The organism is Streptococcus sp. 27098_8_186, from assembly GCF_041432055.1.
In the GTDB taxonomy this organism is placed as follows: domain Bacteria; phylum Bacillota; class Bacilli; order Lactobacillales; family Streptococcaceae; genus Streptococcus; species Streptococcus dentalis.
On record NZ_JAPVYV010000002.1, the window covers coordinates 255,957 to 280,758 of the forward strand.

The window sequence follows — 24,802 nt, forward strand, 5'->3', positions numbered from 1 at the left end:
GAGGTGAGAAATATGGGAATCTTTGACAAATTATTCAAGCGTGGAAAGTCGCAGACGATGTTCACAAGCTTTGGGAATTCAGATCTTGGCATCATGTATGACGGTGATGGCTATATTCCACTGGCAAGAAATCCAGATGTGATCATGGCTGTCAATAAAATTGCTGATATGGTTTCAAACATGACGATCCAGCTCATGGAGAATACAGAATCCGGTGATGTACGAATCAAGGATGGGTTAGCCCGTAAGATCGACATCAATCCTTGCGATCACATGACAAGAAAATCATGGATCTTCAAGATCGTAAGGGACTTGCTCCTGTTTGGTGATGGGAATTCTGTGCTACATGTGGAATATGATCCAATGACTGACTATATCAGCAATCTCAGACCATTCCCAATGTCGGAAGTGTCGTTCATAAGCAATGATCTGACATACATGATCCATTTTAGGGACACTGATTTCAATCCAGATGAAGTGGTCCACTTCGCCATCAATCCTGATCCAGACCGGCCTTATATTGGGACCGGTTTTAGATTGGCCTTGAAAGACATTGTACGCAATTTGAACATGGCTACACAGACCAAGAAGGGCTTCATGAACGGAAAGAACGTTCCAAGCCTCATTGTGAAAGTGGACTCATCCAGTGAAGAGCTTGGAACTGTTGAGGGGCGGGAAAAAATCGCTAAGAAATACTTGACAACAAGCCAGTCAGGGGAACCTTGGATTGTTCCTGATGCCTTGATGGAAGTGGAACAAGTGAAGCCATTAAGTTTGAATGACATAGCTTTGAATGAGTCAGTAGAAATTGATAAGAAGACAGTAGCTGGAATGTTAGGTGTTCCGGCTTTTGTGTTAGGTGTGGGAGATTTCAACAAAGAAGAATACAACAACTTTGTGAATACCACAATAATGAGCATCGCAACAACGATTACTCAGACACTTACAAGAGATCTACTGACTTCAACAACACGCTACTTCAAATTCAATCCACGTTCACTGTATTCTTACGACATTACAGAGCTTTCAACTGTGGCCCAACAAATGACCAACAGTGCTGCAATGCGTAGAAACGAGTGGAGAGATTGGGTTGGTATGACTCCGGATCCTGAAATGGATGAAATTATTGTTCTTGAAAACTATCTGCCACAAGGCGAGTTAGGCAATCAGAGCAAACTAAATAAGGAAGGAGGAAATGCCAGTGAAGAAACGTAATTCCTACATCGCTACTCAATTTGAGACACGAGAAGAACAAGAATCTGGTGACTTGATTCTGAGTGGCTACTTCATCCGGTTCGATGAAGAAACTGAGCTGTGGCCAGGCTATTTTGAAGTGATTAAACGTGCAGGAGTGGAAGAAGCCATCAAAAATGCTGATATCCGTGCATTGTTTAACCACGATCATAACCTAGTTTTAGGGCGCACAGGGAACAGCACAGTGAGTCTCAAAGTTGATGACAAAGGTCTATATGGTGACATTATCATCAACAGGAATGATCCAGACGCTATGGGAGCTTATGCCCGTGTACAGCGTGGGGATATTGTTGGATGCAGTTTTGGATTTATGCCCATTAAGGTGGATACCATTGAGCGTGAAGATGGTTCCTATCTTGACACCGTGCTAGAGCTTGAAATCTTTGAGGTCAGTCCTTGCACATTCCCAGCATATCCACAGACTGAAATTGCTGCACGGAAGAAAGACTTTGAATGTCTGAAACGTGCCAATATTGAAGCGTTAAACAAACGCAAAATGAAAATTAAGGAGAAATACAATTTATGAACAAAGCATTGATTCTGGGCGCACGTATGCGCACAAAAGCAAATAAAGTTGTTGAATTGGAAGAAGCAATTGAAGAATTGAACAACCGTTCTGCAATCGAAGCAGAAAAATTGGACCGTGCTGAAACTGAAGAAGAAGTTTCAACGGTTGAAAAGAGCCTTGAAGAACTTCAAAAAGAATTAGAAGAGAAACAAGCAGAAAAAGCAAAACTTGAAGAAGAAATTGAAGATCTTCAAAAGCAAGTTGACGAACAAAATCGGAAAGCCCCAACATTCAAAGATGTTGAGCAACGTGGAGGAAAGAAATTGGAAGAACGTGACGCAATTGCTAAATTCATTCGTACTGGTCAAACTCGTGGCATTGAAGGTCTTAAAACAACTGACTCTGGAAGCGCTGCTTTGATCCCAACTGAAGTGTTAAAACCTCACTTCCTTGAAAAGACACGCAATCCACTCTTGGATCTTGTCCAACGTGTCAAAGTAAATAGTGGTTCTGGTAAATATCCAGTTATCAAGAAGACAGACAGCAAAATGGCTTCAACTGAAGAATTGAAAGCCAATCCTGAACTTGGAAAACCAAGCATCAGCGAAATTGATTACTCAATCAAGACTTACCGTGGGTACATTCCTGTATCTCAAGAAATGATTGATGATGCAGACTACGATATCATGTCAATCGTAGAAGATGAAGTATTCAATCAAGGTGAAAACACTGAATTGTCATTGGTCGCTACCATCCTCAAATCAGCAACTCAAGCAGATGCTGCTGGATTCGATGGCATCAAGGATATCTACAACAAGAAACTTAAATCAATCTACAAAGCAAGTATTGTTGTAACTCAATCAATGTTTGCAGCACTTGACAAAGTGAAAGACAAAAATGGTCGCTACATGCTCCAAACGGATGTTGCATCACCTACAGGCTACTCATTTGGCGGCAAAACAATCTATCCAGTAGATGATACAGTCTTTGGAGCTGAAGGAGACATGAAGTTCTTTATTGGCGATGTTTCAGAATTTGTAAAACTCTTTGACCGTTCTCAAGTATCTGTTAAATGGGTTAACAATGACATCTATGGCCAACTGCTTGGACTCTTCATCCGTTTGGATGTTAAGAAAGTAGATGCTGCTGCTGGATTCTTTGGCACATACACTGATGTTGTAGCATAAGGAGGTATCACATGCCCTATACAGTAATCCGTCCATTCAAGGACATGCGTGATGAAGAACAACATGAATATCAAATTGATGATGTCTTTCCACGCAAAGGCTATGAACCTGATCAAGAGTTTGTTAAAGGACTCTTGACAGGCTTTAATTCAGCAGGTTCAATCTTCATCACTGATGAAGTGGTAAAGAAAGCTACTAAGAAAGCAGAAGAGGTTGCTGAAGAGGTGGAAACAACTACTGAGGAAGTAGAAGAAACCTCTGAAGAGGTGAAAACAACTACTGAAGAAGTAGAAGAAGCCACTGAAGAGAAACCAAAGCGCAAGAAAGCAACTAAGAAAGAGGAAGAATAGCATGGACACTGGTCAGTTAGTGGAATTACTTAAAATCAAATTAGGAATTGCTTCAAATTTGCGAGATAAAACACTGGAGAAGATTGTCTCAAGCGTCATCAGCGAATTAACAAACAATCTGGGTGTTGAATTGGTTCCAGATCGTGCTGACCATGAAATGTTCATTGTTGACTTTGCTGCTTATCGCTATGAAGGTGGTGTTGATTTACCACGTCACCTTCAATGGCGCTTGCACAATCTGCAAATCTCTTCCAAGAAAGAGGTGTGAGATGTGGAATGATGAAATCACATTGATAGGTTTTAAAATTACAGGTAAGGACAAGCTCAAGCAAGATCTGACTGAGAAAGTAAAGACTACAATTTTTTGTAAAAAGAAATCTATTACACGGTCCGAATTTTACCAAGCCAATCAGGCCGGCATCCGGCCAAATCTGATTGTTGACATTCACAGTTTTGAATACAACAATCAGGAATTTGCTGAATTTGGCGGTAAAGAGTACCGGATTTTGAAGACATATCCAATCAACCTCAACATCCTTGAATTGACTTTAGTGGAGAAGATGACATGAGCCAAGATCTAGCCAGTCAAATTGCTAAAGCATTAGCAGAGTATTCCACTGAAGTTGAAGAAGAAGTGGATAAGATATCAGAAGAAACAGCAGAAGAGGCCGTCCAAGAATTAAAAACCACAAGTCCAAAAAGTCCAAGGGCGAAAGGTGGTAAGTATGCCAAATCGTGGAAAAAAACAAAAATGGGGAAAGGTAATTTTGTGGTGCATAACACAAATTATCGCCTCCCACATTTGCTTGAATTTGGCCACTTAAAGAGGAACGGGGGACGGGTTTCCGGCATCGTACACATCAAGCCGGCAGAAGATCATGCTATTGAGAATTTTGAAAAGAAATTGAAGGAGCTTGGAAGATGAAGCTGTCAGAGTTTGCAGATATTTTGGATCAGGCTGGCTTGCCAGTCACCTATAAGGCATTCAGGGAAGGAAATGTTCCCACGCTGCCTTATCTTGTCTATTTTGAAAGCTTGCCATCTATCACAGGGACAGACAATCAAGCATCATACAAGATCCGTTCTGTCACTGTAGAATTGGCCTTTGAAAGAAAAGATGAGGAACTAGAAGAACGATTAGAAGAGCTGTGGAATGGCCACAAGCTCTTTTATGATGTTCAGGAAGAAAATTTTATTGAATCAGAAAGACTATTTGTGAAGTCTTATGAAGTCTATCTATATTAAGGAGGAAAGAAATGACTGAAAACAAAGTTACATTTGGGCTTGAAAATGTCCATGTGGCACCAATCCAATCAATCAGCGAAGCAGGAGTGATCACTTATGGTCAAGTATTCCGCTTCCCTGGAGCGATGGAATTGACGCTGGACCCTAAAGGGGATTCAGGATCAGTGAAAGCTGATAACATTGATTATTACTTCGTCAACTCAAACGAAGGTTACGAAGGTAAATTCAAAGTCCCACACATCATTGAAGCATTCGCAACAAAAATTTTGGGCGACATCAAAGACTCTACAACAGGAGTGGTCACAGAAAAAGCAGATGCGAAGACAACCAACTTCGCACTTATGTTTGAATTTGCTGGCGATGCTAACAAGACACGCCATGTCATGTATTACTGTTCAGCAAGTCGCCCATCGAGCGGATCAGCTACCAAGAACGGAACCAACGTGAATGAACGTGAATTGAGCTTCAATGCCAGCCCTCGTCCCGGTGACCAAGTTGTGAAACGTTCCATCACATCAGCGGATGATCAAGAAGTTTATAAGAAATGGTTCGAAAAGGTCTATGAACCTAATCAAGCTTTGTAATTAAGGAGGCCTTAAATGCGTAAGAGTGTGACCATTAGTGAAAAGGAGTATGAGCTTGTAACCAATGCTTACACTCCTATCGCTTATAAGAGTGAGTTTGGGAAAGATTTCTTCCAAGATCTATTTGGAATGATCTCAAACCAGAATATCATGCAAATGGCTGAGAATGGCAACAATGAAGTTGACATCAACATGTTGGCTAATTTTGACATGACCTTCTTCAATCGCTTGTTTTGGGTGTTCACCAAATCAGGGAACCCACATATCAAGCCTTATGAACAATTTTTCATGGAAATGGAAGAATTTCCTTTGCAGGACATTGCTCCAATTCTAATGGAAATGATCAATGATACGATGACATCAAAAAAAAACCAGATGAGTCAGAATCAGCCAGTGATGAAATCTTTACAGTAGAATCTTATCTTTCTTGCTGTAAAGAAACTGGGCTTACAATTGATGATCTGAAGCACATTTCAATTGGAATGGCTCTGGACTATCAAACAGATTATGTGAATTTGCGTACTGAAAACAAATCAGAAACACGCAAGGCCACACAGTCAGATTTTGACTCATTCTAGTCTGAAATAGAGTGCTGAGAGGAAGAATCTGAGGTCAAGTTCATCGAATGAATGGACGATTGATCACAAGAATCCTTTAGGCGCTCTTTATATTTTTATGTGAAAGGAGGAAACATGGCCGGTAATATTAAAGGGATAAAAATTGAAATTGGCGGTGACACACAACCCCTTCAAAACGCCCTGAAAAAAGTAAATTCTGCCTCTATTGAAGCAGCAAAAGAATTGAAGAGCATTGACAAGGCTCTGAAATTTGACACAGGGAACGTGACCCTATTGGCTCAAAAGCAAGAAGTCCTTCAAAAGCAAGTCTCAACTACCAAGGAAAAACTGGAAACATTGAGACAGGCACAAGCACAAGTTGAAGCTCAATTCAAAAGTGGTGACATTGGAGCTGATCAATACCGTGCATTTCAACGGGAAGTGGTCCAGACAGAGAACATCCTGAAGGGCTATGAGAATAAGCTTGAGAATGTAAATAAGGCATTAGATGGAAATGGGAATGCTACCAAGTCCAACCGTGAACAACTGAAAGAGCTTCAAAACGAGCAACAGCGCCTTGCAAGTGAAGGTGACAAAGTTGTCAGCTCATTCAAGCTGCAAGAAAGCCAAATGGGTTCCAATGCTAGTGAAGCAGATAAGCTGGCACTTGCTGAACAGAAAATTGGGAAGCAAAGCGAGATTGTCGCCCAACAGGTTGAGAATCTTGAGAAACAGCTTGCTCTTGCAAAACAAGAGTATGGTGAGAACTCGACAGAAGTCAATAAGCTAGAAACTCAACTGAATGAGTCCAAGGCTGCCTTCAACGGGCTTTCCAATGAAATGGAGAATCTTGGTGAGTCAGGGAAGAAAGCTAGTAGCGGTCTTGAAGAGACAAATAAGCTTCTGAAAGCTGAATTGCTGAATCAATTCTCTGAGAAGTTATCTGAAATCAGTCAAAAGTTGGTTGATTTTGGGAAAAGCGCTCTGGACGCATTCCGGGAAATTGATGAAGGAATGGACACTATTGTCACCAAGACTGGTGCAAGTGGAAAGTCCCTTGAGCAGATGCAAGGAATTGCCAATGGCATAGCCACTGAAATGCCTACTGATTTCAGCAAAATCGGGAATGCAGTCGGTGAAGTTAACACCCAATTCGGCCTAACAGGGGATGCGCTCAAAACCACATCTGTTGACATGCTCAAGTTTGCAGAAATCAACGGATCTGACATCACGAATGCAACAATTCAGTCCAAGCAAGCCTTGGAAGCCTACGGATATTCTGTTGATTACCTATCTGATGTACTGGATAGCACCACTTATGTGGCACAATCCACAGGGGTTTCTGTTGATGACTTGATGAAGAAAGCAACAGATGGAGCGCCACAAATCAAGATGCTTGGTCTTGAATTTGATGAAGCTGTCACATTGATTGGTCAACTTGAACAGCATGGGGTTGATTCATCAGCAGCATTGTCAGGAATGACAAAGGCAGCAGGGGTCTACACCAAGCAAGGAAAGACCATGAAAGAAGGTCTCAAAGAGACCATTGAAGCAATCAAGAACAGTAAATCAGAGACTGAAGCAATGGGGATCGCTATGGAGATCTTTGGTGCCAAAAAGGCTCCTCAAATGGTCGATGCCATCAAGCGTGGAGCTTTGAGCTTTGATGAACTTGGAAAAACATCTAAAGAGTCAGCAGGGTTAGTTTCACAAACTTATGAAAGCACTCTAGATCCTATTGATAAATTCACGACAGCACAAAATGGCTTGAAAATTGTCATGGCTGAGGTCGGTGGAGCAATCGCTGAAACATTCGCTCCCGCCCTTGACATCATTGTGGATGTCTTCAAGAAAGTGGCAGAATGGATCAACAACTTACCTGGGCCCATCAAAAACTTTGTTGTAGTCTTTGGAACAATTGTAACAGTGGCCGGTGTACTTGCCCCAATCTTCCTCGCCCTTCAGGCGGCTGCTGTTGCTGTAGGAGCAAGTATAGGAGGGCTGATAGCTGCTGCATTGCCAATCATTGGAGTGATAGCCGCTGTTATTGCAGCAGTCACAGGAATAGTCTTGGTTATCAAGCACTTGTGGGAAACCAATGAGGGATTCAGGACCGCTGTTGAAACAGTCTGGAATGCTATCATGTCAGTCATCAACACTGTTGTCCAAGCCATTTCAAGCTTTGTTATGGAGATTTGGGGGACATTGACAACATGGTGGAATGATAATCAACAACTGATCAGACAGACAGCAGAGACCGTCTGGAATGCCATTTCAGCAGTAGTAACGACAGTCATGAATGTTCTTGGACCATTCATTGAGACTGCTTGGAACAATATTTCAACCATTGTTTCTACAGTATGGGACACCATCAAAACTGTTGTTGAAACAGCCATCAACGTGGTTTTAGGCATCATCAAGACTGTGATGCAGATCATCAACGGGGATTGGTCTGGGGCTTGGGAGACCATCAAGGGTATTGGTGAAAATATCTGGAACGGGATCAAAAGTATCTGTGAATCTGTATTCAATGCAATGGCTCAAATTTTATCTGGAATTTGGGACACAATTTCCGGTACGGCTTCAACTGTTTGGAACGGGATCAGCTCAACTCTATCTGGGATTTGGGATGGAATCACAGGAACAGTTTCAACTGTATTCAATGGGATTTCTAGCACAATTTCAGGAGTTTGGAATGATATCAGCTCAACCGCTTCAAGCATTTGGAATGGGATCAAAGACACAATTGACACAGCTATCAATGGAGCAAAAGATCTCGTAGGAAGAGCCATTGACGGAATTAAAGGTTTCTTCAATTTCCAATTCAAATGGCCACACATCCCATTACCTCACTTCAAGGCCAGCGGATCGCTGAATCCGATGGACTGGCTGAAAGGTAAAGGGATTCCAAGTATTGGAATTGACTGGTATGCCAAAGGTGGGATCTTAACCAAGCCCACAGCATTTGGCATGAACGGGAATAGCCTGATGGTTGGTGGGGAAGCTGGAAAAGAAGCAGTCCTACCACTGAATGAACGTAACTTGAGCGCCATTGGTCGGGGCATTGCCCAAACAATGGACCCACAAGGAACCGTGATCAATATCAACATCTCTGACAATATCATCAGAGAAGAAGCTGACATTGAGAAGATCGCTAATAAGGTATCTCAGAAGATAGCTGCTGAATTGAGAAGACAGAAAGAATTGAGAGGAGCGCCTGCATGGTAAAATACAACGAATTGATCATTGATGGAGTTGGAACTTCATCATTTCCATTTGATGTGATTGTGCTGGAAGGTCCTACAATTCAAGTTGGTCTCTCAAAGGATAAGCTGTTGAGCCATGATGGAGTTAGTGGATATATTGTTCAGTCGAATCCTCACAGAGAAGCGTTTGAAAAGAAATACACTCTTCAACTCATCAACCCAACAGAATTGCAAGTCCTTGAATTTGTCCAATTCCTTTCCAAAAGAAACTTCTGGCTTGAGAATCAACAGAACAAGCTCACAAGATGGTTCTGTTATCAGACAAAGGTGTCTGACACTCAGAGAGATAAAACTAAAATGTATTCTTTAGAGGTGACATTCATTTGTCACCCTACAAAATACATGAAGAACAACGATGTTCAAACTCTTACCTCAAATGGTGTTCTCAGGCTGCAAGGTAGCTCACTTGCGTTCCCTAAAATCACAATTAGAGGGACCAGCTCATCTGAGACTAGCTTCACGGTTGGGAAACAAACCATCAAGCTTGAGCAACTATCTGATAGCGCTGTGATGGTGAATGATCCACAGAATCCAAGTTTCCTTGACAAGAAAGGGAATCTGGTGAAGTGGTCAGGAGACTTCATCACAATTGACGCTAACCAAGGCCAGAAGACTGTTGGTGTGGTTTTAGGGCCAGGTATTCAATCACTTGTCTTCGAAACTAATTGGGGGTGGTTATAATTCTATATCTATTAGACAGAAATGTTCAAACAGTGAAATGGAATGGGCAACCACTCCATGAAGCAACAAAAGCAGAAGTTGAAGAAGTAACCAATGAGAGCTACACACTCAAGGTTGACTATCCAATCACAGACACTGAAATTTATAAGAAATTTCAGGAAGACATGCTCATCATCGCCCCAACTCCTGTCACTGGCCGGCAATTGTTCCGGATCAAGGAAATCAGCGAGCAAGATGACACAGTGAACCTGACTTGCCAGCACATCACAGAAGACATCTTCAAGCGCTCTGTTCGTCCTATCAAGGTTTCAAACTCAACCTGTCAAATCGCCTTGAATGCTATGATTTCAGCAGTCAAGACACCACTTGGAAAATTTTCATTCACAAGTAACATTATGGACAATAGAACCTTCAACACCACAGAGGATGAAACGCTCTATAAGATCCTGATGGATGGAAAACATTCCATTGTAGGTGCTTGGGAAGGTGAGATGATCCGTGACAACTTCCTGATTGACATTCCAAAGAGTCGGGGAATTGATCGTGGTGTGGTTATTACTACGCATCAAAACTTGAAGCAGTATGAACGGAATAAGAGCAGTTCAAGCATCATCACAAGACTGCATCTGAAATCAACCTTCAAGCCAGAGGGAGCAGAAGAAGACACGGTTCTGAAAGTCACTGTGGACAGCCCCCTCATTGGCAATTATCCTTATATCAATGAAGCTGAGTATGAGAACAATGATCTTACTACAGAGGAAGAATTGAGAAAATGGGGTGAAGCCAAATTCAAGAATGGTGACATTGACAAGTCCACTGATCAGATCAAAGTTGAAGCTTATGAGCTAGATGGTCAAACTGTGCATCTTGGTGACACAGTGACCATCATGAGCTTGAAGCATGATGTCATGTTGAAGAAAAAAGCTGTGGGCTATGTCTTTGATGCTCTGTCAGAAGAGTATATCTCTCTTACATTCGATGACAAGGCTGGCCACGGTGGAGGCATGTCAGGCTCAAATGGAATTTCTGATGTAGCATCTGAAATCCTTGATACAGTCCAAAAAACTCAAGAGGATGATGAATACTACAAGAAATTGAAAGTATTGGTTGATAATGCCAACAGGGTCTTTGAAGACAAAGCAGGAGCCTTGAAACAAGAGATCACAGATGGCATTGAGGAAGCCAAGGCTCAGGCTGAAGTAGTCAAAGAAGAAATCTCAGCGCAAGTCACTGAGAAGATCAATGCTGCTAACCAGAAGAACAAAACTGAAATTGTAGAAGAGTTCAAAGCTCAATACAATGGCATTGAAGTGACGATGGAAGGCTTAAAGACTACAACTGAAAAGCTCATTGAAAAAGATGTTGAAGTCAAAGAGCTAGTTGATAAATTCAAACAGTCTACAGAAAGCCAATTCACTGACTTAAAAGGCGCACAATCACGCTTTGAGCAGACAACTGAAAAAGCTATCTCTGACCTGACCAATGTCACAGCTGGCAAAGCAGATCGCTCTTATGTCGAGCAGACAGTAAATGGTATCAAAGAAGAGTTCACAAGTCTGAAAGTAGGTTCAAGAAACTACGCTGAAGACTATGATTTCACTCGTGGTTTGTGGTTTTTTGCTCACGGTGATTCAAGTGATTCAACTGGTACATCAGAGAATGGTGTTTATACCATCACAGGCAATACAAACACTTGGAAGCAAGCGCAGCTATTCTCTAGCACTGCACCAAGTTGGGCTACTTCAAAAACAACTGCTCTGGATTATCTAGAAAAAGGTGAGCCTTACACGCTTTCGTTCTATGCTAAAAGAAATAGTGGATCTGGAACAATGTGGGCTTCCTTGCGTGAGAATAGAAAAGCTGGCGACAATCCAGAAAGAATCTATGCCCAATTTCAATTGACTGATGAATGGAAATTGTACAAAGTTTCTGTTCCAGCGCTAGAAAAAAGCGATGAGTTTGATTTCTGGCGCATCATTATTGGCTATAGTGAAGCAGGCTCAATTTCATTCAAGAGGGTAGAGCTAACACAAAGCAATACCAGAACAGATGCAGGACCTGCTCCAGAAGATCAAGAAGCTATTGTCACAAACGCTTCAGCATCATTTGAACGTACCGCAAAAGGACTTAAAACACAAATCACAGCACTTGAACAGTACACTGGAGAGAGTGGAATCCTTGAATCTAGGCTAAAACGCTATACAGAAGAGCAAACAAGCAATACCCTGAAGACAATTCGTGAGAATCTATCTGAGAATTACATTTCTAAGAATAAGTACACAGAAGATTCTGAGGGGATCACAAGAAGGATCGAAGCTCTAGGAAGTCAGATTGACCAAGAAAACCTTGTGAAATTAGCTGACAGCTTAACTGAATATACAGCACCCAACAATGGCACAACCAGAATTACGTCCGTAGAAAACGGGATTTTCAAAATGAAAGTTTCCGGATCTCCTGCAAATTCTTATACATTTGCAGGTCCAACATTCCCACTGTATATCAATAAGATGACTCAAGGTGAATACTATTCATTAGGTTTTGAATATCAAGTGAGAAGTGATGTTGAATGTGATAAAGGAATAGCAGTTACACTCAAACGACATTCAAATAATAAGCAAGTATTTGGGAAGAGTTTTGCAGATAAAACAACAGCAAAAAACACATGGCTGAAAGCTGAGTTCACATTCCTAGCAACTGATTTTGAATTTGATACCTCTGGAAGTTTTCCACTATACTTCTATGCAGTCAACAATGCACACTTTTGGATTCGCAAACCAATATTGGTCAAAGGGCCAAAAGTACCTCCATACAAGCCTAACAGCTTGGACACAATCAACTCACGAATTGAGAGCAAACTTGCTGAATACAAGCAGACTGTTGATGGTCAATTCTCAACATTCTCAACTGAGTTTGGGAATAATCTGAGATATGCAACAGAAGGTCTAAACAATAAGCTTGCAACTCAGGAACAGTCACTTACAACCAAAATTGAAGAGCAAGCACACTCAACAGATGTCAAACTGGCAACTCAAGCAGATGAGACAAACAAGAAATTATCTAGTCAAAATTCTGTCCTCAATGACAAGTTAGATGATTTCAAGGACAGCATCAACGGGCGCTTTGCTAACTATCAGCAAACAGTCAACGGGCAAATATCAACAATTGTCAGCCAATTCGATGGAGTTCTCAAGAAAACAGACATTAATATCACAGATGGTCAAATTTCGTTTGGTACAGGTAAGAGCATCAACGGAAGGACCATCAGTTCATTGCTTGTACAAGAACCAGAAGCCATTGCCTTGATCGCTCAATTGATCAAGGTTAAAGGTGACATGGTAGTTGATGGATCCATCACAAGCAGGCATCTGGCTTCTCAGAGCGTCCGAACTGGTCACATGGAATCTGGATCAGTAACCACTCAAATTCTGGCCAGCAATGCAGTCACAGCAGATAAGTTGTTAGTAGATTCAGCCATGATCAACAAATTTGTATCAAATCAAGCTTTTATTAGAGAACTGATTTCACAACAGGCTTTTATTACTGAGTTGAATTCCATCAAGATTGCTGCTGAAAGAATTCAAGGTGGACGATTGAGTGCCAACAACGGGGCTACAGTATTTGACTTAGATAACGGGACTATCAATCTATTTTCAAATACTGGCACAATTCGAAGAATCGATGATACAAGCTCCTCACAATTTATCAAATTTAACCAAGTTGGTCTTATTGGTGAGTATCTAAGAGACAATAAGGCTGCCAGAATCGTCATAGGAACAAATCAAGACAAAACTGAAAATACAGAAAATGGAACATTTGCTGGGATGCGCTTGTGGTCAGGAGCGAAGAATGATGTAAAAGAATCTTTGTACGAACTTGTTGGTGATCGAATCATATTCTATGCAAATGGTCAGTATAGAAGTCCTTGGATTATTCACAATAATACTAAAGATGGAAATAGCTATTTGATTCCAATGAATGAAAAAGGCGTTAAACATAATTTAGGGCGTGGCGATAAACATTTTAGCAAAGCTTATATAGATGATCTATTTATTGGGAAAGGATCACAAAATGTAGGAGGCTATCTATGGGATATCTTGACTTGTTTTGGTATTCTCGCTCGTTATGGTTGGGATCTAAAAAATGGAGCTGTTCAAAATCATATAAAATCAAATCTCATCAATAAATATGGCTTTAAATAGAAAGGAAATTAACATGAACGAAAATATTCTACTAGCTATGATTGCTGAATTAAACAAGCAATTAGGCGACAAAACACTCGGAGAGATTGAGTTTAAAGCTCGATGTACTTACCTACAAGAAAAACTAGATCAGCTCACACAAGAGCTAGAAATCTATCGCTCTGTCCTAGAATCTGACAAAGATTTGAAGGACCTATTTGAAGAAGTTAAGAATAAAAATGAGGTAAATGCTTAATGAATTATAAAGTACAGTTCAAATCCTATGATCCAGTAGCTAATGCCACAAAGGTTTCCATCAAGCAAGATTACCCTTACCGGGTATTTGAAGAATCCCTTCCAAATAACCGCATGGGAGATGAAGAATCAACCCTTGTGGAAGCTGTTCTAAACCTTGTACGGATGGAACTAGACCCTTCCGGAGCTATCGTGGCACTCAAGAAAGAGCTTGACAAGTCTGTTGATGCCAATAAGAACGCTATTCAGAAGATTCAAGAACTCACTCAAGAGAACGAAAAGAAAGATGTCCTAATTCAAAATAACAAAGCTCTTGCTGATTGGTCTGTCCTTGTAGCTGTGACCAATCAAGACAATCCACTTGATCCAACTCTCTACAAGCGAGCGCTTGAGCTTGTGGAAGCTGCTCAAGTAGGCAAGACCTACAAGCAACATGACATCTTCACCTTGATTGATCCAGACCACACTGAAAAATTCAGTGAAGGGAAACGTGTTCTTGTTCAAGTCAACTATGATTTCACCTACAATGGCGAATCCATCAAAGACTTGAAAGGCCCACTTCTCCAAAATGGGAAACTGGCAATCTACAATTGGGAAGTTCCCAAAGAAGAGAAGCAAAACAAGCCATCAGGAGACCTTGAGACTCAACCAGTAGCACAGCCTGAATCTTAATTGATAGGAGTGTGATTGATGTATCAAGAACCAGATGGAATCTTTGGAATTATTGAAGTAGTACGTGATTTTTATGATCACGGAATTGATGAACACATGATTGTATTTCTCTTGATGGCCATTGTGGCTCTAGATATCGTTTTAGGTGTAGCTAGAGCATGGGCCTATCATGAGTTCTCAAGTAGAAAATGGAGGAAAGGGCTAGTAAGTCACACAGCTATGATTTTAATTACAGCCATTGGATATCCATTCGCTTTATATATGAATCTTGGCCCTGTAGTTGATGCCTTCATTGTCGCAATGATGGCAGCATACGGTTCCAGCATTCTTGCCAGCCTTTCAGCTTTAGGGGTTGAAATACCTGGTCTAGATCGTCTTGTGAAACAAAATATTGATCATGAGAAATTTCAGTTAAAAGATGGCTTGGAAGAGCCTAGTAAGCTAATCAAAAAAGGAGAAAAGAAAAATGAATCAAATCACTGATATTGTAACAAGTAGCGCAATGAGCATTCTTGTAATTTTGGTCGGAATTGTTGTTCAGGCAATCAAGAAGTATCTCTTAACTCGTGGAGGAAAGAAAGCTCTTGAAGTTGCTGAAATCCTTGCAAATAACGCTGTGAATGCCACTGAACAAGTTGCAGGAACATTGGACATTCATGGCAAGGACAAGATGGAGCATGCTAAAACTAGCTTGATTGAGGGACTAGAAGCATATAACATCAATTTGACTAATGACCAATTAAACACATTCATTGAGGCTGCTGTCAAAAAAGCAAATGAACAATGGAAGAAATGAGGTTCTAAAATGGCAACACTAAATGACATTCTAAATTATGCAGAATCTTTGGCAAATCAAGGTGTGGGAGCTGATGCAGATGGTGCATACGGAACCCAATGTGTGGACCTACCAAATTCAATTTCTATCAACTTCTTTGGGAAAGCTCTCTGGGGCAATGCTATTGACCTACTTAATTCAGCCGCTGGGTTAGGATATGAAGTAGTATACGATGCAATAGGAGTCAACCCACGAGCAGGAGCCATCTTTGTCATGGATACAACTTACCTATATGGCCATCCTTATGGTCACACAGGAATTGTAATTGAGGACAGCGATGGAGTCACTATGAAAACCATTGAACAGAACATTGATGGAAATGCTGACTCTCTGTATGTAGGAGGTCCAGCCCGATACAACACACGCAATTTTGATGGAATTGTTGGATGGTTCTATTTCCCAACTGATGACACATCTGTGACATTTGAACAACCAGAGCCATCAGAACCATTGACAATTGAATCAAATGGATTCAATCCAGAAACAGGAACATTCACTGTTGAAGTATCTGCTCTAAATGTGCGAGCTGAAGCCGGCCTTGGAGCTGAGATTGTAGCTGTGTATAGTGTAGGTCAAGAAATCAATTATGATGGATGGATTGACAATGATGGCTACATTTGGATCTCTTACATTGGCGGTTCCGGAAATCGTAGATATGTAGCTGTAGGACAATCCGAAAACGGGCAACGCATCACAGACTTTGGATCTTTTAAATAGATCTCTGTGATTTGTAGAATAAGAGGATTTAGATGATCGGAAAAAATTCAACTAATCTGAAACAGACAAAAGGTGGGGAAGTCATCAAACAAGGTGACTCCTCATCTATATTTGAATATGAATTATTAGACTACGGTGGCAACAAAGTCAACTCTCTTGATGGTAAAAATGCTAAGATAAAAATAGCAAACGCAAAAGGGAAAAAGACAATTGATGCTGTTGTAGAAAAATTCTAAAATTCAGTTCAAACTTGAAAAAATTCTACCAGCCGGCATCTATCAAGTTGAGGTTGAATGTGATGGCTTTATTTTCCCTAGTGACAAGAGCGCTAAAATAGATATAATTCAATCAATTGAAAATTATCAAGTAAGCAACATTATTGAAATTGATAAAGTCAACATTCAGGAAGAAATAGCTAAATACATGGCTACACATCAAATTCAACCAACCAACGACAGCCAAATCATCAAGAGAATTGAAGCACTAGAAAACAGGCCTCAAACACATTCAGGGACGGTTGACCTAACTAATTATTTGACATCAGATCAATCGTATCAAACATTTGTGACTTATAGTGCCCTTCAATCTCAGATGACAACTAACATCAAGGATAAACATCTAGAACTTGGAATTGATGACCTGATAGATGAAAAACTAAAAAATGGCGGTGATTCATTCATCACTGGCCATCAAGCAGAAAATATTTTCGCTTCAAAAGAAGAGCTTGCAGCTATCGTTTCACGAGTTCAAGCGCTAGAAAATAAAGCATAGTTTTCACCCTCCAAAATGGAGGGTTTTTTCTGTTATAACAGACATTTCAAATATTGTCTGTTATAACCTCAAACAACTATCAAAAAAATCTTTTCCTATTAAATGACTTCCTTTTATGTCTAAGATGAAAAATAAAACTTGAACTTTCTTGGAAGCTATGCTAAACTAACAATGTGAGAAATGAACTTGTGGAGTTTTAGAAGTCAGTACCTAAAACAGACCCTAAAACCTAAAAAAAGCTATATAATTGAGTTTTAGAAACTCCCACCGGCTCCATATTTTTTATTCATGGAAGATTACTCAAGAGGCTTAAGAGGCCGTGTTGGAAACGCGGTAGGCGTGTAAAAGCGTGCGTGGGTTCGAATCCCATGTCTTCCGTTGTTGAGACATCATTGTGTAGCAGTGGTGTTTTTTTGTACAAAAAGAGTCCCAAAAATAGACAAGTGAGGGAGGAGAAAAAGTGATTGCACAGCTAGATACCAAATCAGTCTATACTTTTATGGAAAGCCTTGTGACCATAAAAGACTATGTCCAAGTGGCTAAAAGTATGGGTTATGACGTATTGGGAATCATGGATGTAGATAATTTGTATGGTGCTTATGAATTTATCGAAGCCTGTCAGGCCCACAAGCTCAGCCCCTTGGTCGGTTTAGAAATTGGACTAGAGGTAGACAATGAAACAATTCCGTTTCGGATGATCGCCTTGTCAACGAAGGGCTACCAAAATCTGATGAAGATGTCGACCGTCAAAATGATGGGGAAGAGCAATTGGGAAGATGTGAAGCACCTTACAGAAGGAGTAGCAGTCATTGTCCCAGCTCCTTTTGCTAGTGGAGACTTTTCTCTTGGTCTAGATTACTTCATCGGAGTTTTTGCGGATACGCCGGTCCAAGAGTTTAGCCACCCTGTGCTCCCTCTTCATACTGTACGTTTTTTTGAGGCTGGGGATGTGGAAGCCATGCAGATGCTGGCAGCCATCAAGGACAATCAAAGCTTGACAGAAACAGGGCAAATTGATCCTACAACAGTTCTAAAAACTCCTCAGGATTTAAAGAATGATTTTGCAGAGCGATTTCCGCAAGCCATCACAAATCTGGAAAAACTTGTCCAAGGGATTCAATATGATATTGACACCCAGTTGAAATTGCCTCGCTTCAATCCCCAGAAACCAGCTGTTGAGGAACTGAAAGAATTAGCTCAAGCGGGTCTCCTTCGAAAGAACTTGACCAGTCCGGTCTATCAAGAACGTCTGGAGCATGAATTAGACATTATTCACCAAATGGGCTTTGATGATTATTTCTTGATTGTCTGGGACCTTCTTCGTTTCGGACGGAGTCAAGGCTATTATATGGGAATGGGACGTGGGTCTGCTGTAGGCTCACTGGTAGCCTATGCCCTAGGAATTACAGGTATTGATCCTGTGGAGAAGAACCTCCTCTTTGAGCGCTTTTTAAATGTGGAGCGCTACACCATGCCGGATATTGATATTGATATTCCTGATATCTATCGTCCAGAATTTATCCGCTATGTGCGAGACCGTTACGGGAGTTATCATGCAGCTCAGATCGTGACCTTTTCAACCTTTGGGGCCAAACAAGCCATTCGAGATGTCTTTAAACGTTTTGGGGTACCAGAGTACGAATTGACCTCCATTACCAAGCGGATTGGGTTTAGGGATACACTGACGACAGCTTATGAACAGAATCTAGCTTTTCGACAAGTGATTCATAGCCGAGTAGAATTTGAGCGTGGCTTTGAAATTGCTAAAAGAATTGAAGGCCAACCAAGACAGACATCGATCCACGCGGCTGGGGTTGTGATGAGTGACCAGGATTTGACGGATCACATTCCTCTCAAGTACGGTGAAGATATGTTTGTCACCCAGTATGATGCCCATGCGGTTGAAGCCAATGGTCTGTTGAAGATGGACTTTTTGGGTCTGCGAAATTTAACCTTTGTTCAGAAAATGAAGGAAGCCGTCTATGAAAAGTACCAAGAAGAGATCGTGATTGAAGCCATTGATTTAGAAGATCCAGAAACCTTAGCCTTGTTTGCTGCTGGGGATACCAAGGGGATTTTCCAATTCGAACAGGCTGGAGCCATTCGCCTCTTGAGACGTGTGAGACCCAATCATTTCGAAGAAGTGGTAGCGACCACCTCTCTCAATCGTCCAGGCGCTAGTGATTACATTGATAATTTTGTCAAAAGAAAGCACGGCCAGGAAAAAGTTGAGATTTTGGATCCAGCTATTGAAGAAATCTTAAGCCCTACTTATGGGATCATGCTCTACCAAGAGCAGGTCATGCAGGTTGCCCAGCGTTTTGCAGGCTTTAGTCTAGGGAAAGCCGATATTTTACGTCGGGCCATGGGCAAAAAAAATGCGGCTGAAATGCATAAGATGGAAGACGATTTTGTCGCAGGTGCGCTTAAACTTGGTCATACGGAAGAAAAAGCCAAAGAGGTCTTTGCAATCATGGAAAAATTCGCAGGCTATGGGTTTAACCGTTCCCATGCCTATGCCTATTCTGCCTTGGCCTTTCAGATGGCCTATTTCAAGGTCCATTATCCAGATGTTTTCTTTGATGTCATGCTCAATTATTCGAGCAGCGATTATCTGGCAGATGCTCTCCAGTTTGATTTTAAAGTCGCGCCATTATCCATCAATACCATCCCTTACAGAGATAAGTTCCAGGATCGAAAAATCTACCGGGGAATGAAAAATATCAAGGGACTCCCAAGAGATTTAGCGTATTGGATCATTGATAATCGTCCCTTTGAAAGTGTCGAAGATTTCATTTTACGACTCCCCAATCAGTATCATAAATTGCCTTTGTTAACACCTTTAGTGGAGCTTGGATTATTCGACATTTTTGAAAAAAATAGGCGCAAGGTGCTTCACAATTTGCCGAATTTGTTTGTCTTTGCTGATGAGCTAGGAAGTTTGTTTGGGGATTCTAACTATTCCTGGACAGAAGCGGAAGACTTTAGCCAGGCTGAAAAATATGAGAAGGAAGAGGCCATTATTGGGATCGGGCTCAGTACTCACCCATTGGTTGCGATTGGTCAAACGAGTCCCTACGAGATCCAACCAATTTCACAATTAGTTCAAGGAGAGCAGGCACGCATTCTCATTGAGGTACAAAACATTCGAACCATTCGAACCAAGTCGGGCGATCTCATGGCTTTCTTACAAGTCAGTGATACCAAGAAAAAATTGGATGTGACCCTTTTCCCTGAAACCTACAATCGATTCTCCTCCTTGATAAAAGAAGGTGGCTTTTATTACTTGACAGGGAAAATACAAGAGCGTGATGGGCGCTTGCAGATGATTCTAGCAGAGGCGCAACTGGCAACCAATGAAAAGTTCTGGATCCAGTTGCTCGATCATCGTCAGGATAAAACGATTCTTTCTATCTTGAAAAAATATCCGGGCCCATATCCTGTGATATTACGCTATGAAGACGAGAAAAAAACTCTTCAATTGAAGGGCTATACAGTCCAGAAAAACAAAGAATTGGAAGATGAACTAAAGAATCTCGTTATGAAAACGATTTATCGGTAAAAACTGCGAAAAATACGAGAATTTTAGTCTTCTTTGTGTTATAATTACTTAGAATGTAAAAGAAAAAAAGGAGCAAAAACGAAATGAAACGTATTGCTGTTTTAACTAGTGGTGGAGATGCCCCTGGTATGAACGCTGCCATCCGTGCAGTTGTTCGTCAAGCAATTTCAGAAGGAATGGAAGTTTTCGGTATCTATGATGGATATGCGGGAATGGTTGCTGGTAAAATTCAGCCCCTTGACGCCTCATCTGTTGGAGATATTATTTCCCGTGGTGGTACCTTCCTTCATTCAGCTCGTTACCCTGAATTCGCACAACGCGAAGGTCAATTAAAAGGGATCGAGCAATTGAAGAAACACGGGATCGAAGGTGTTGTCGTTATTGGTGGAGATGGTTCTTACCATGGTGCGATGCGCTTGACTGAGCTTGGATTCCCAGCTGTTGGTCTTCCTGGTACGATCGACAACGATATCGTCGGAACTGACTTTACAATTGGTTTTGATACGGCAGTCACAACTGCAATGGACGCGATCGATAAGATCCGTGATACATCATCTAGTCACCACCGTACTTTCGTTATCGAAGTGATGGGACGTAACGCTGGAGATATCGCTCTTTGGGCAGGGATTGCATCTGGTGCAGATGAAATCATCATTCCTGAAGAAGGATTCAAGATCGAAGATGTTGTTGAGAGCATCAAAGAAGGTTACGCAAAAGGTCGTACCCACAACATCATCATCTTGGCTGAAGGCGTGATGTCTGCAGATGAATTTGGTAAAGCTTTGAAAGCGGCTGGTGATGAAAGCGACCTTCGTGTAACTGAGCTTGGTCACATCCAACGTGGTGGTTCACCTACTGCGCGTGACCGTGTTCTTGCTTCACGTATGGGAGCACACGCTGTTAAATTGCTGAAACAAGGAATCGGTGGTGTAGCCGTTGGTATCCGTAATGAAAAAATGGTTGAAAACCCAATCCTTGGTAAAGCAGAAGAAGGAGCCCTCTTTAGCTTGACAGAAGATGGTAAGATTGTAGTAAACAATCCACATAAAGCTGATCTTGGTCTTGCCGAGTTGAACCGTAGCTTGTCTTCAATCTAATTGTATTTTATAAATTCGTTAACCTTGTCTTAAAAAGACAGATATATTTAAAAAGGAGTCATATATATCATGAACAAACGTGTAAAAATCGTTGCAACTTTGGGTCCTGCGGTAGAAATCCGTGGTGGTAAAAAATTTGGTGAAGATGGATACTGGGGTGAAAAACTTGACGTTGAAGCTTCAGCTAAAAACATTGCTAAATTAATTGAAGCAGGAGCTAACACTTTCCGTTTCAACTTCTCACACGGTGACCACCAAGAACAAGGTGAACGTATGGCAACTGTTAAACTTGCAGAAAAACTTGCAGGTAAAAAAGTTGGTTTCCTTCTTGATACTAAAGGACCAGAAATCCGTACTGAATTGTTCGAAGGTGAAGCTAAAGAGTATTCATACAAAACTGGTGAAAAAATCCGTGTTGCAACTAAACAAGGAATCAAATCTACTCGTGAAGTGATTGCTTTGAATGTTGCTGGTGGACTTGACATCTTTGATGACGTTGAAGTTGGACACCAAGTATTGGTTGACGATGGTAAATTGGGTCTTCGCGTTGTAGAAAAAGACGCTGCAAAACGTGAATTTGTCGTTGAAGTTGAAAACGATGGTATCATCGCTAAACAAAAAGGTGTCAACATCCCTAACACTAAAATTCCTTTCCCGGCACTTGCTGAACGTGATAACGCTGATATCCGCTTCGGTCTTGAACAAGGTATCAACTTCATCGCGATCTCATTCGTACGTACTGCAAAAGACGTAAATGAAGTTCGTGCAATCTGTGAAGAAACTGGTAACGGTCACGTTCAATTGTTTGCGAAGATCGAAAACCAACAAGGTATCGATAACTTGGACGAAATCATTGAAGCTGCTGATGGTATCATGATTGCTCGTGGTGACATGGGTATCGAAGTGCCATTTGAAATGGTTCCAGTTTACCAAAAAATGATCATCACTAAAGTAAACGCTGCTGGTAAAGTTGTTATCACTGCAACAAACATGCTTGAAACAATGACTGAAAAACCACGTGCAACTCGTTCAGAAGTATCAGACGTATTCAACGCTGTTATCGACGGAACTGACGCTACAATGCTTTCAGGTGAGTCTGCAAATGGTAAATACCCACTTGAGTCAGTTACAACAATGGCTACAATCGATAAGAACGCTCAAACTCTTCTTAACGAATACGGACGTTTGAACTCAGATTCATTTGAACGTAACTCTAAGACAGAAGTTATGGCTTCAGCAGTTAAAGATGCTACAAACTCAATGGACATCAAATTGGTTGTAACTCTTACTAAGACTGGTCACACAGCACGTTTGATTTCTAAATACCGTCCAAATGCTGATATCTTGGCATTGACATTTGACGAATTAACAGAACGTGGATTGATGTTGAACTGGGGTGTTATCCCAATGTTGACAGAAGCTCCATCATCAACTGATGACATGTTTGAAATTGCTGAACGTAAAGCAGTTGAAGCAGGTCTTGTACAATCTGGTGACGATATCGTTATCGTTGCAGGTGTGCCACTTGGAGAAGCTGTTCGTACTAACACAATGCGTATCCGTACAGTACGTTAATAGACAATTTGATCTGAAAGCCTTGCTGGTTGGTCCGAAAGGATTGACCACGAGGTTTTTCTTTTTTTGTTTAGTGTGTTGACAAGAATTCTCACTAACGCTTACTTTCTCTTTTTTAAAGATTAAAAACATGGTATAATAAATAAAAAGGAAGGGAGACATACATGCCAAGGAGAGATTTAATTAGAAATGTCATCATCGTCGGTGTACTGGTTTTAGCACTGGTTTTGCTTCGAATCTTTGTATTCCATCCATTTAATATCAATGATAAGATGGCCAATGCTTCTGTGAAAAATGGAGATCTTGTGGTCGCGACTAGAAATGCTCAGGTAGATCGCAGTGATTTGGTCTTATACAAGGTCGGTGGAAAAGAATACCTTGGTCGTGTCATTGCTAAAGAAAACGACGAAGTCAGCTACGTAGATGATGTCCTCTATTTAAATGGACAGGCAACACCAGAACCTTACCTAAATAAAATGCTGAATAAACACTTAGCGGCTCCAACGAGCAATGGGTATTATACGGATGATTTCTTTTTATCAGAGTTAAAAGGGACCAAGGCTGGTCGTGTACCATCCGATACTTATCTAGTCTTAAATGATAACCGTGGAGATACAGAAGATAGTCGTGAGTTTGGTTATATCCATAAAAATCAGATCGAAGGAGTCGTAAATCTGCGTCTCTATCCTCTTAATAAATTTGGATTTATAAAAGTAGAAGAATAGCCGAAAGGCTATTTTTTCTTACAAAAAAAACTACTGCAGAAAGGAATTGCAGTAGCTTTTTATTCTGGTTAGATTGAGATAGAGGGTTCTATTTTTCCTGTTTACTAGTAATTTGGTGAAAGACCTTTTGCCAGTGTTCATGACGCCGCCAGAGACAGGTATGAATCTGATTATTTAACTCATAGCGAATCAATTTGGTCTTTTGACTGATAGATTCGATCTCGAAATTCTTAAAGGGAATTTGGTGCTCTTCTTGCAAACGGACTAGTTCCTCTTTGTGGCTTTCTTGGCCGAATTCATTAATGAGAATGAAGTTGTCTGCAAGAAGGGTTGAATATTCCTGCTGAGCTTGCAAGCGTTCTTCATAGGTCTTTAATTTGAGAAGGACATTATCCAAAATTTCATCTTCTGGGATAGAACTTGGCTCCACATGGATATCGATATCAAAGACGCCAAACTGTTCCTTGAGAAGGCGCTCGACCTCTTCGGTAATGGCATGGCTCTCATAAACAGAGAGGTCTGGATTCATTTCGATGACGACATCTAGGTAAATGTTGCTTCCGTAGGTCCGTCCCCGTTGGGATTTGACCCGGCTGACCTTTGGCAATTCCAGAATAGCCGCCTTGTATTTATCCAGGAGACTTTCATCAAAACCATCGGAGAGGCTGAAGGAGGATTCGATGAAAATATCGTAGGCGGTTTTTAGGATAAAGAAGGTGATGACAATGGCCACCAATTGGTCTACAATGGGGTAGTTGAGAGCGCTAGCCCCAATCGCAACAG

Annotated in this window: 25 protein-coding genes and 1 tRNA gene; 25 read left to right on the forward strand and 1 reads right to left on the reverse strand. The window is 41.1% G+C overall.

Annotation, left to right across the window (positions count from 1 at the left end):
* Nucleotides 1-12 precede the first annotated feature (12 nt).
* From O3602_RS04080 to lepB, 25 genes are all read left to right on the forward strand, one after another.
* Nucleotides 13-1,215, forward strand: a complete 1,203-nt coding sequence (locus O3602_RS04080) for a phage portal protein (RefSeq protein WP_049522673.1) — start codon at nucleotides 13-15, stop codon at nucleotides 1,213-1,215.
* On the forward strand, nucleotides 1,202-1,780 hold the full coding sequence (locus O3602_RS04085; protein WP_371611196.1) for an HK97 family phage prohead protease: 579 nt from the start codon (nucleotides 1,202-1,204) through the stop codon (nucleotides 1,778-1,780). Before O3602_RS04080 ends, O3602_RS04085 begins: the two co-directional genes overlap by 14 nt.
* Nucleotides 1,777-2,949, forward strand: coding sequence for a phage major capsid protein (locus tag O3602_RS04090; RefSeq protein ID WP_371611197.1), 1,173 nt, complete (start codon nucleotides 1,777-1,779; stop codon nucleotides 2,947-2,949). Before O3602_RS04085 ends, O3602_RS04090 begins: the two co-directional genes overlap by 4 nt.
* A gap of 11 nt (nucleotides 2,950-2,960) precedes the next feature.
* Complete coding sequence (locus O3602_RS04095; RefSeq protein ID WP_371611198.1) at nucleotides 2,961-3,299, forward strand: hypothetical protein; 339 nt, start codon at nucleotides 2,961-2,963, stop codon at nucleotides 3,297-3,299.
* 1 nt (nucleotide 3,300) lies between these two features.
* A complete protein-coding gene (locus O3602_RS04100) occupies nucleotides 3,301-3,567 on the forward strand; it encodes a hypothetical protein (RefSeq protein ID WP_049522677.1) in 267 nt (88 codons plus the stop codon).
* Nucleotide 3,568: 1 nt separating this feature from the next.
* Nucleotides 3,569-3,868, forward strand: coding sequence for a phage head closure protein (locus O3602_RS04105; protein WP_070594920.1), 300 nt, complete (start codon nucleotides 3,569-3,571; stop codon nucleotides 3,866-3,868).
* Complete coding sequence (locus tag O3602_RS04110; protein WP_342986897.1) at nucleotides 3,865-4,224, forward strand: HK97 gp10 family phage protein; 360 nt, start codon at nucleotides 3,865-3,867, stop codon at nucleotides 4,222-4,224. The genes O3602_RS04105 and O3602_RS04110 overlap by 4 nt, the downstream gene beginning before the upstream one ends.
* Nucleotides 4,221-4,544 (forward strand): hypothetical protein, encoded by a 324-nt coding sequence (locus O3602_RS04115; RefSeq protein ID WP_342986896.1) that lies wholly within the window; start codon nucleotides 4,221-4,223, stop codon nucleotides 4,542-4,544. Before O3602_RS04110 ends, O3602_RS04115 begins: the two co-directional genes overlap by 4 nt.
* An 11-nt stretch (nucleotides 4,545-4,555) precedes the next feature.
* Nucleotides 4,556-5,128, forward strand: a complete 573-nt coding sequence (locus O3602_RS04120) for a major tail protein (RefSeq protein WP_070666171.1) — start codon at nucleotides 4,556-4,558, stop codon at nucleotides 5,126-5,128.
* A gap of 15 nt (nucleotides 5,129-5,143) precedes the next feature.
* Nucleotides 5,144-5,542 (forward strand): hypothetical protein, encoded by a 399-nt coding sequence (locus tag O3602_RS04125; protein ID WP_195422997.1) that lies wholly within the window; start codon nucleotides 5,144-5,146, stop codon nucleotides 5,540-5,542.
* 278 nt (nucleotides 5,543-5,820) lie between these two features.
* Complete coding sequence (locus tag O3602_RS04130; RefSeq protein ID WP_070666165.1) at nucleotides 5,821-8,913, forward strand: phage tail tape measure protein; 3,093 nt, start codon at nucleotides 5,821-5,823, stop codon at nucleotides 8,911-8,913.
* Nucleotides 8,907-9,632: a phage tail protein gene (locus O3602_RS04135; protein ID WP_070666163.1), complete on the forward strand. Its 726-nt coding sequence runs from the start codon at nucleotides 8,907-8,909 to the stop codon at nucleotides 9,630-9,632. The genes O3602_RS04130 and O3602_RS04135 overlap by 7 nt, the downstream gene beginning before the upstream one ends.
* Nucleotides 9,633-9,664: 32 nt before the next feature.
* Nucleotides 9,665-13,831 carry a phage tail spike protein gene (locus tag O3602_RS04140; RefSeq protein ID WP_371611199.1) on the forward strand — a complete coding sequence of 1,389 codons (4,167 nt, stop codon included), beginning with the start codon at nucleotides 9,665-9,667 and terminating at the stop codon, nucleotides 13,829-13,831.
* 13 nt (nucleotides 13,832-13,844) lie between these two features.
* The gene (locus tag O3602_RS04145) at nucleotides 13,845-14,066 is read left to right on the forward strand and encodes a hypothetical protein (protein ID WP_070666157.1); all 222 of its coding nucleotides are present in this window, start codon (nucleotides 13,845-13,847) and stop codon (nucleotides 14,064-14,066) included.
* Nucleotides 14,066-14,737: a hypothetical protein gene (locus tag O3602_RS04150; RefSeq protein WP_371611200.1), complete on the forward strand. Its 672-nt coding sequence runs from the start codon at nucleotides 14,066-14,068 to the stop codon at nucleotides 14,735-14,737. The genes O3602_RS04145 and O3602_RS04150 overlap by 1 nt, the downstream gene beginning before the upstream one ends.
* Before the next feature lie 18 nt (nucleotides 14,738-14,755).
* Nucleotides 14,756-15,220: a phage holin family protein gene (locus tag O3602_RS04155; RefSeq protein ID WP_021152947.1), complete on the forward strand. Its 465-nt coding sequence runs from the start codon at nucleotides 14,756-14,758 to the stop codon at nucleotides 15,218-15,220.
* Entirely contained in the window at nucleotides 15,204-15,533 is a 330-nt protein-coding gene (locus tag O3602_RS04160; protein WP_371611201.1) for a phage holin, read from the forward strand. The genes O3602_RS04155 and O3602_RS04160 overlap by 17 nt, the downstream gene beginning before the upstream one ends.
* 9 nt (nucleotides 15,534-15,542) lie before the next feature.
* Entirely contained in the window at nucleotides 15,543-16,289 is a 747-nt protein-coding gene (locus O3602_RS04165) for a CHAP domain-containing protein (protein WP_371611202.1), read from the forward strand.
* 32 nt (nucleotides 16,290-16,321) lie between these two features.
* Entirely contained in the window at nucleotides 16,322-16,525 is a 204-nt protein-coding gene (locus O3602_RS04170; RefSeq protein ID WP_371611203.1) for a hypothetical protein, read from the forward strand.
* Between the two features lie 187 nt (nucleotides 16,526-16,712).
* Nucleotides 16,713-17,060 (forward strand): hypothetical protein, encoded by a 348-nt coding sequence (locus O3602_RS04175; protein WP_371611204.1) that lies wholly within the window; start codon nucleotides 16,713-16,715, stop codon nucleotides 17,058-17,060.
* 290 nt (nucleotides 17,061-17,350) lie between these two features.
* Nucleotides 17,351-17,438, forward strand: a tRNA-Ser gene (locus tag O3602_RS04180).
* Between the two features lie 82 nt (nucleotides 17,439-17,520).
* Nucleotides 17,521-20,622 (forward strand): DNA polymerase III subunit alpha, encoded by a 3,102-nt coding sequence (locus O3602_RS04185; RefSeq protein WP_371611205.1) that lies wholly within the window; start codon nucleotides 17,521-17,523, stop codon nucleotides 20,620-20,622.
* Between the two features lie 83 nt (nucleotides 20,623-20,705).
* Nucleotides 20,706-21,719 carry a 6-phosphofructokinase gene (gene pfkA / locus O3602_RS04190; RefSeq protein WP_003003668.1) on the forward strand — a complete coding sequence of 338 codons (1,014 nt, stop codon included), beginning with the start codon at nucleotides 20,706-20,708 and terminating at the stop codon, nucleotides 21,717-21,719.
* A gap of 69 nt (nucleotides 21,720-21,788) precedes the next feature.
* Nucleotides 21,789-23,294, forward strand: coding sequence for a pyruvate kinase (gene pyk, locus O3602_RS04195; protein ID WP_003003616.1), 1,506 nt, complete (start codon nucleotides 21,789-21,791; stop codon nucleotides 23,292-23,294).
* 164 nt (nucleotides 23,295-23,458) lie between these two features.
* Nucleotides 23,459-24,019, forward strand: a complete 561-nt coding sequence (gene lepB, locus O3602_RS04200) for a signal peptidase I (RefSeq protein ID WP_155125693.1) — start codon at nucleotides 23,459-23,461, stop codon at nucleotides 24,017-24,019.
* Between the two features lie 88 nt (nucleotides 24,020-24,107).
* Here the strand turns inward: lepB and O3602_RS04205 are convergent.
* Nucleotides 24,108-24,802, reverse strand: a 695-nt coding sequence (locus O3602_RS04205) for a cation transporter dimerization domain-containing protein (RefSeq protein ID WP_371611206.1), incomplete at its 5' end; no start/stop codon positions are given.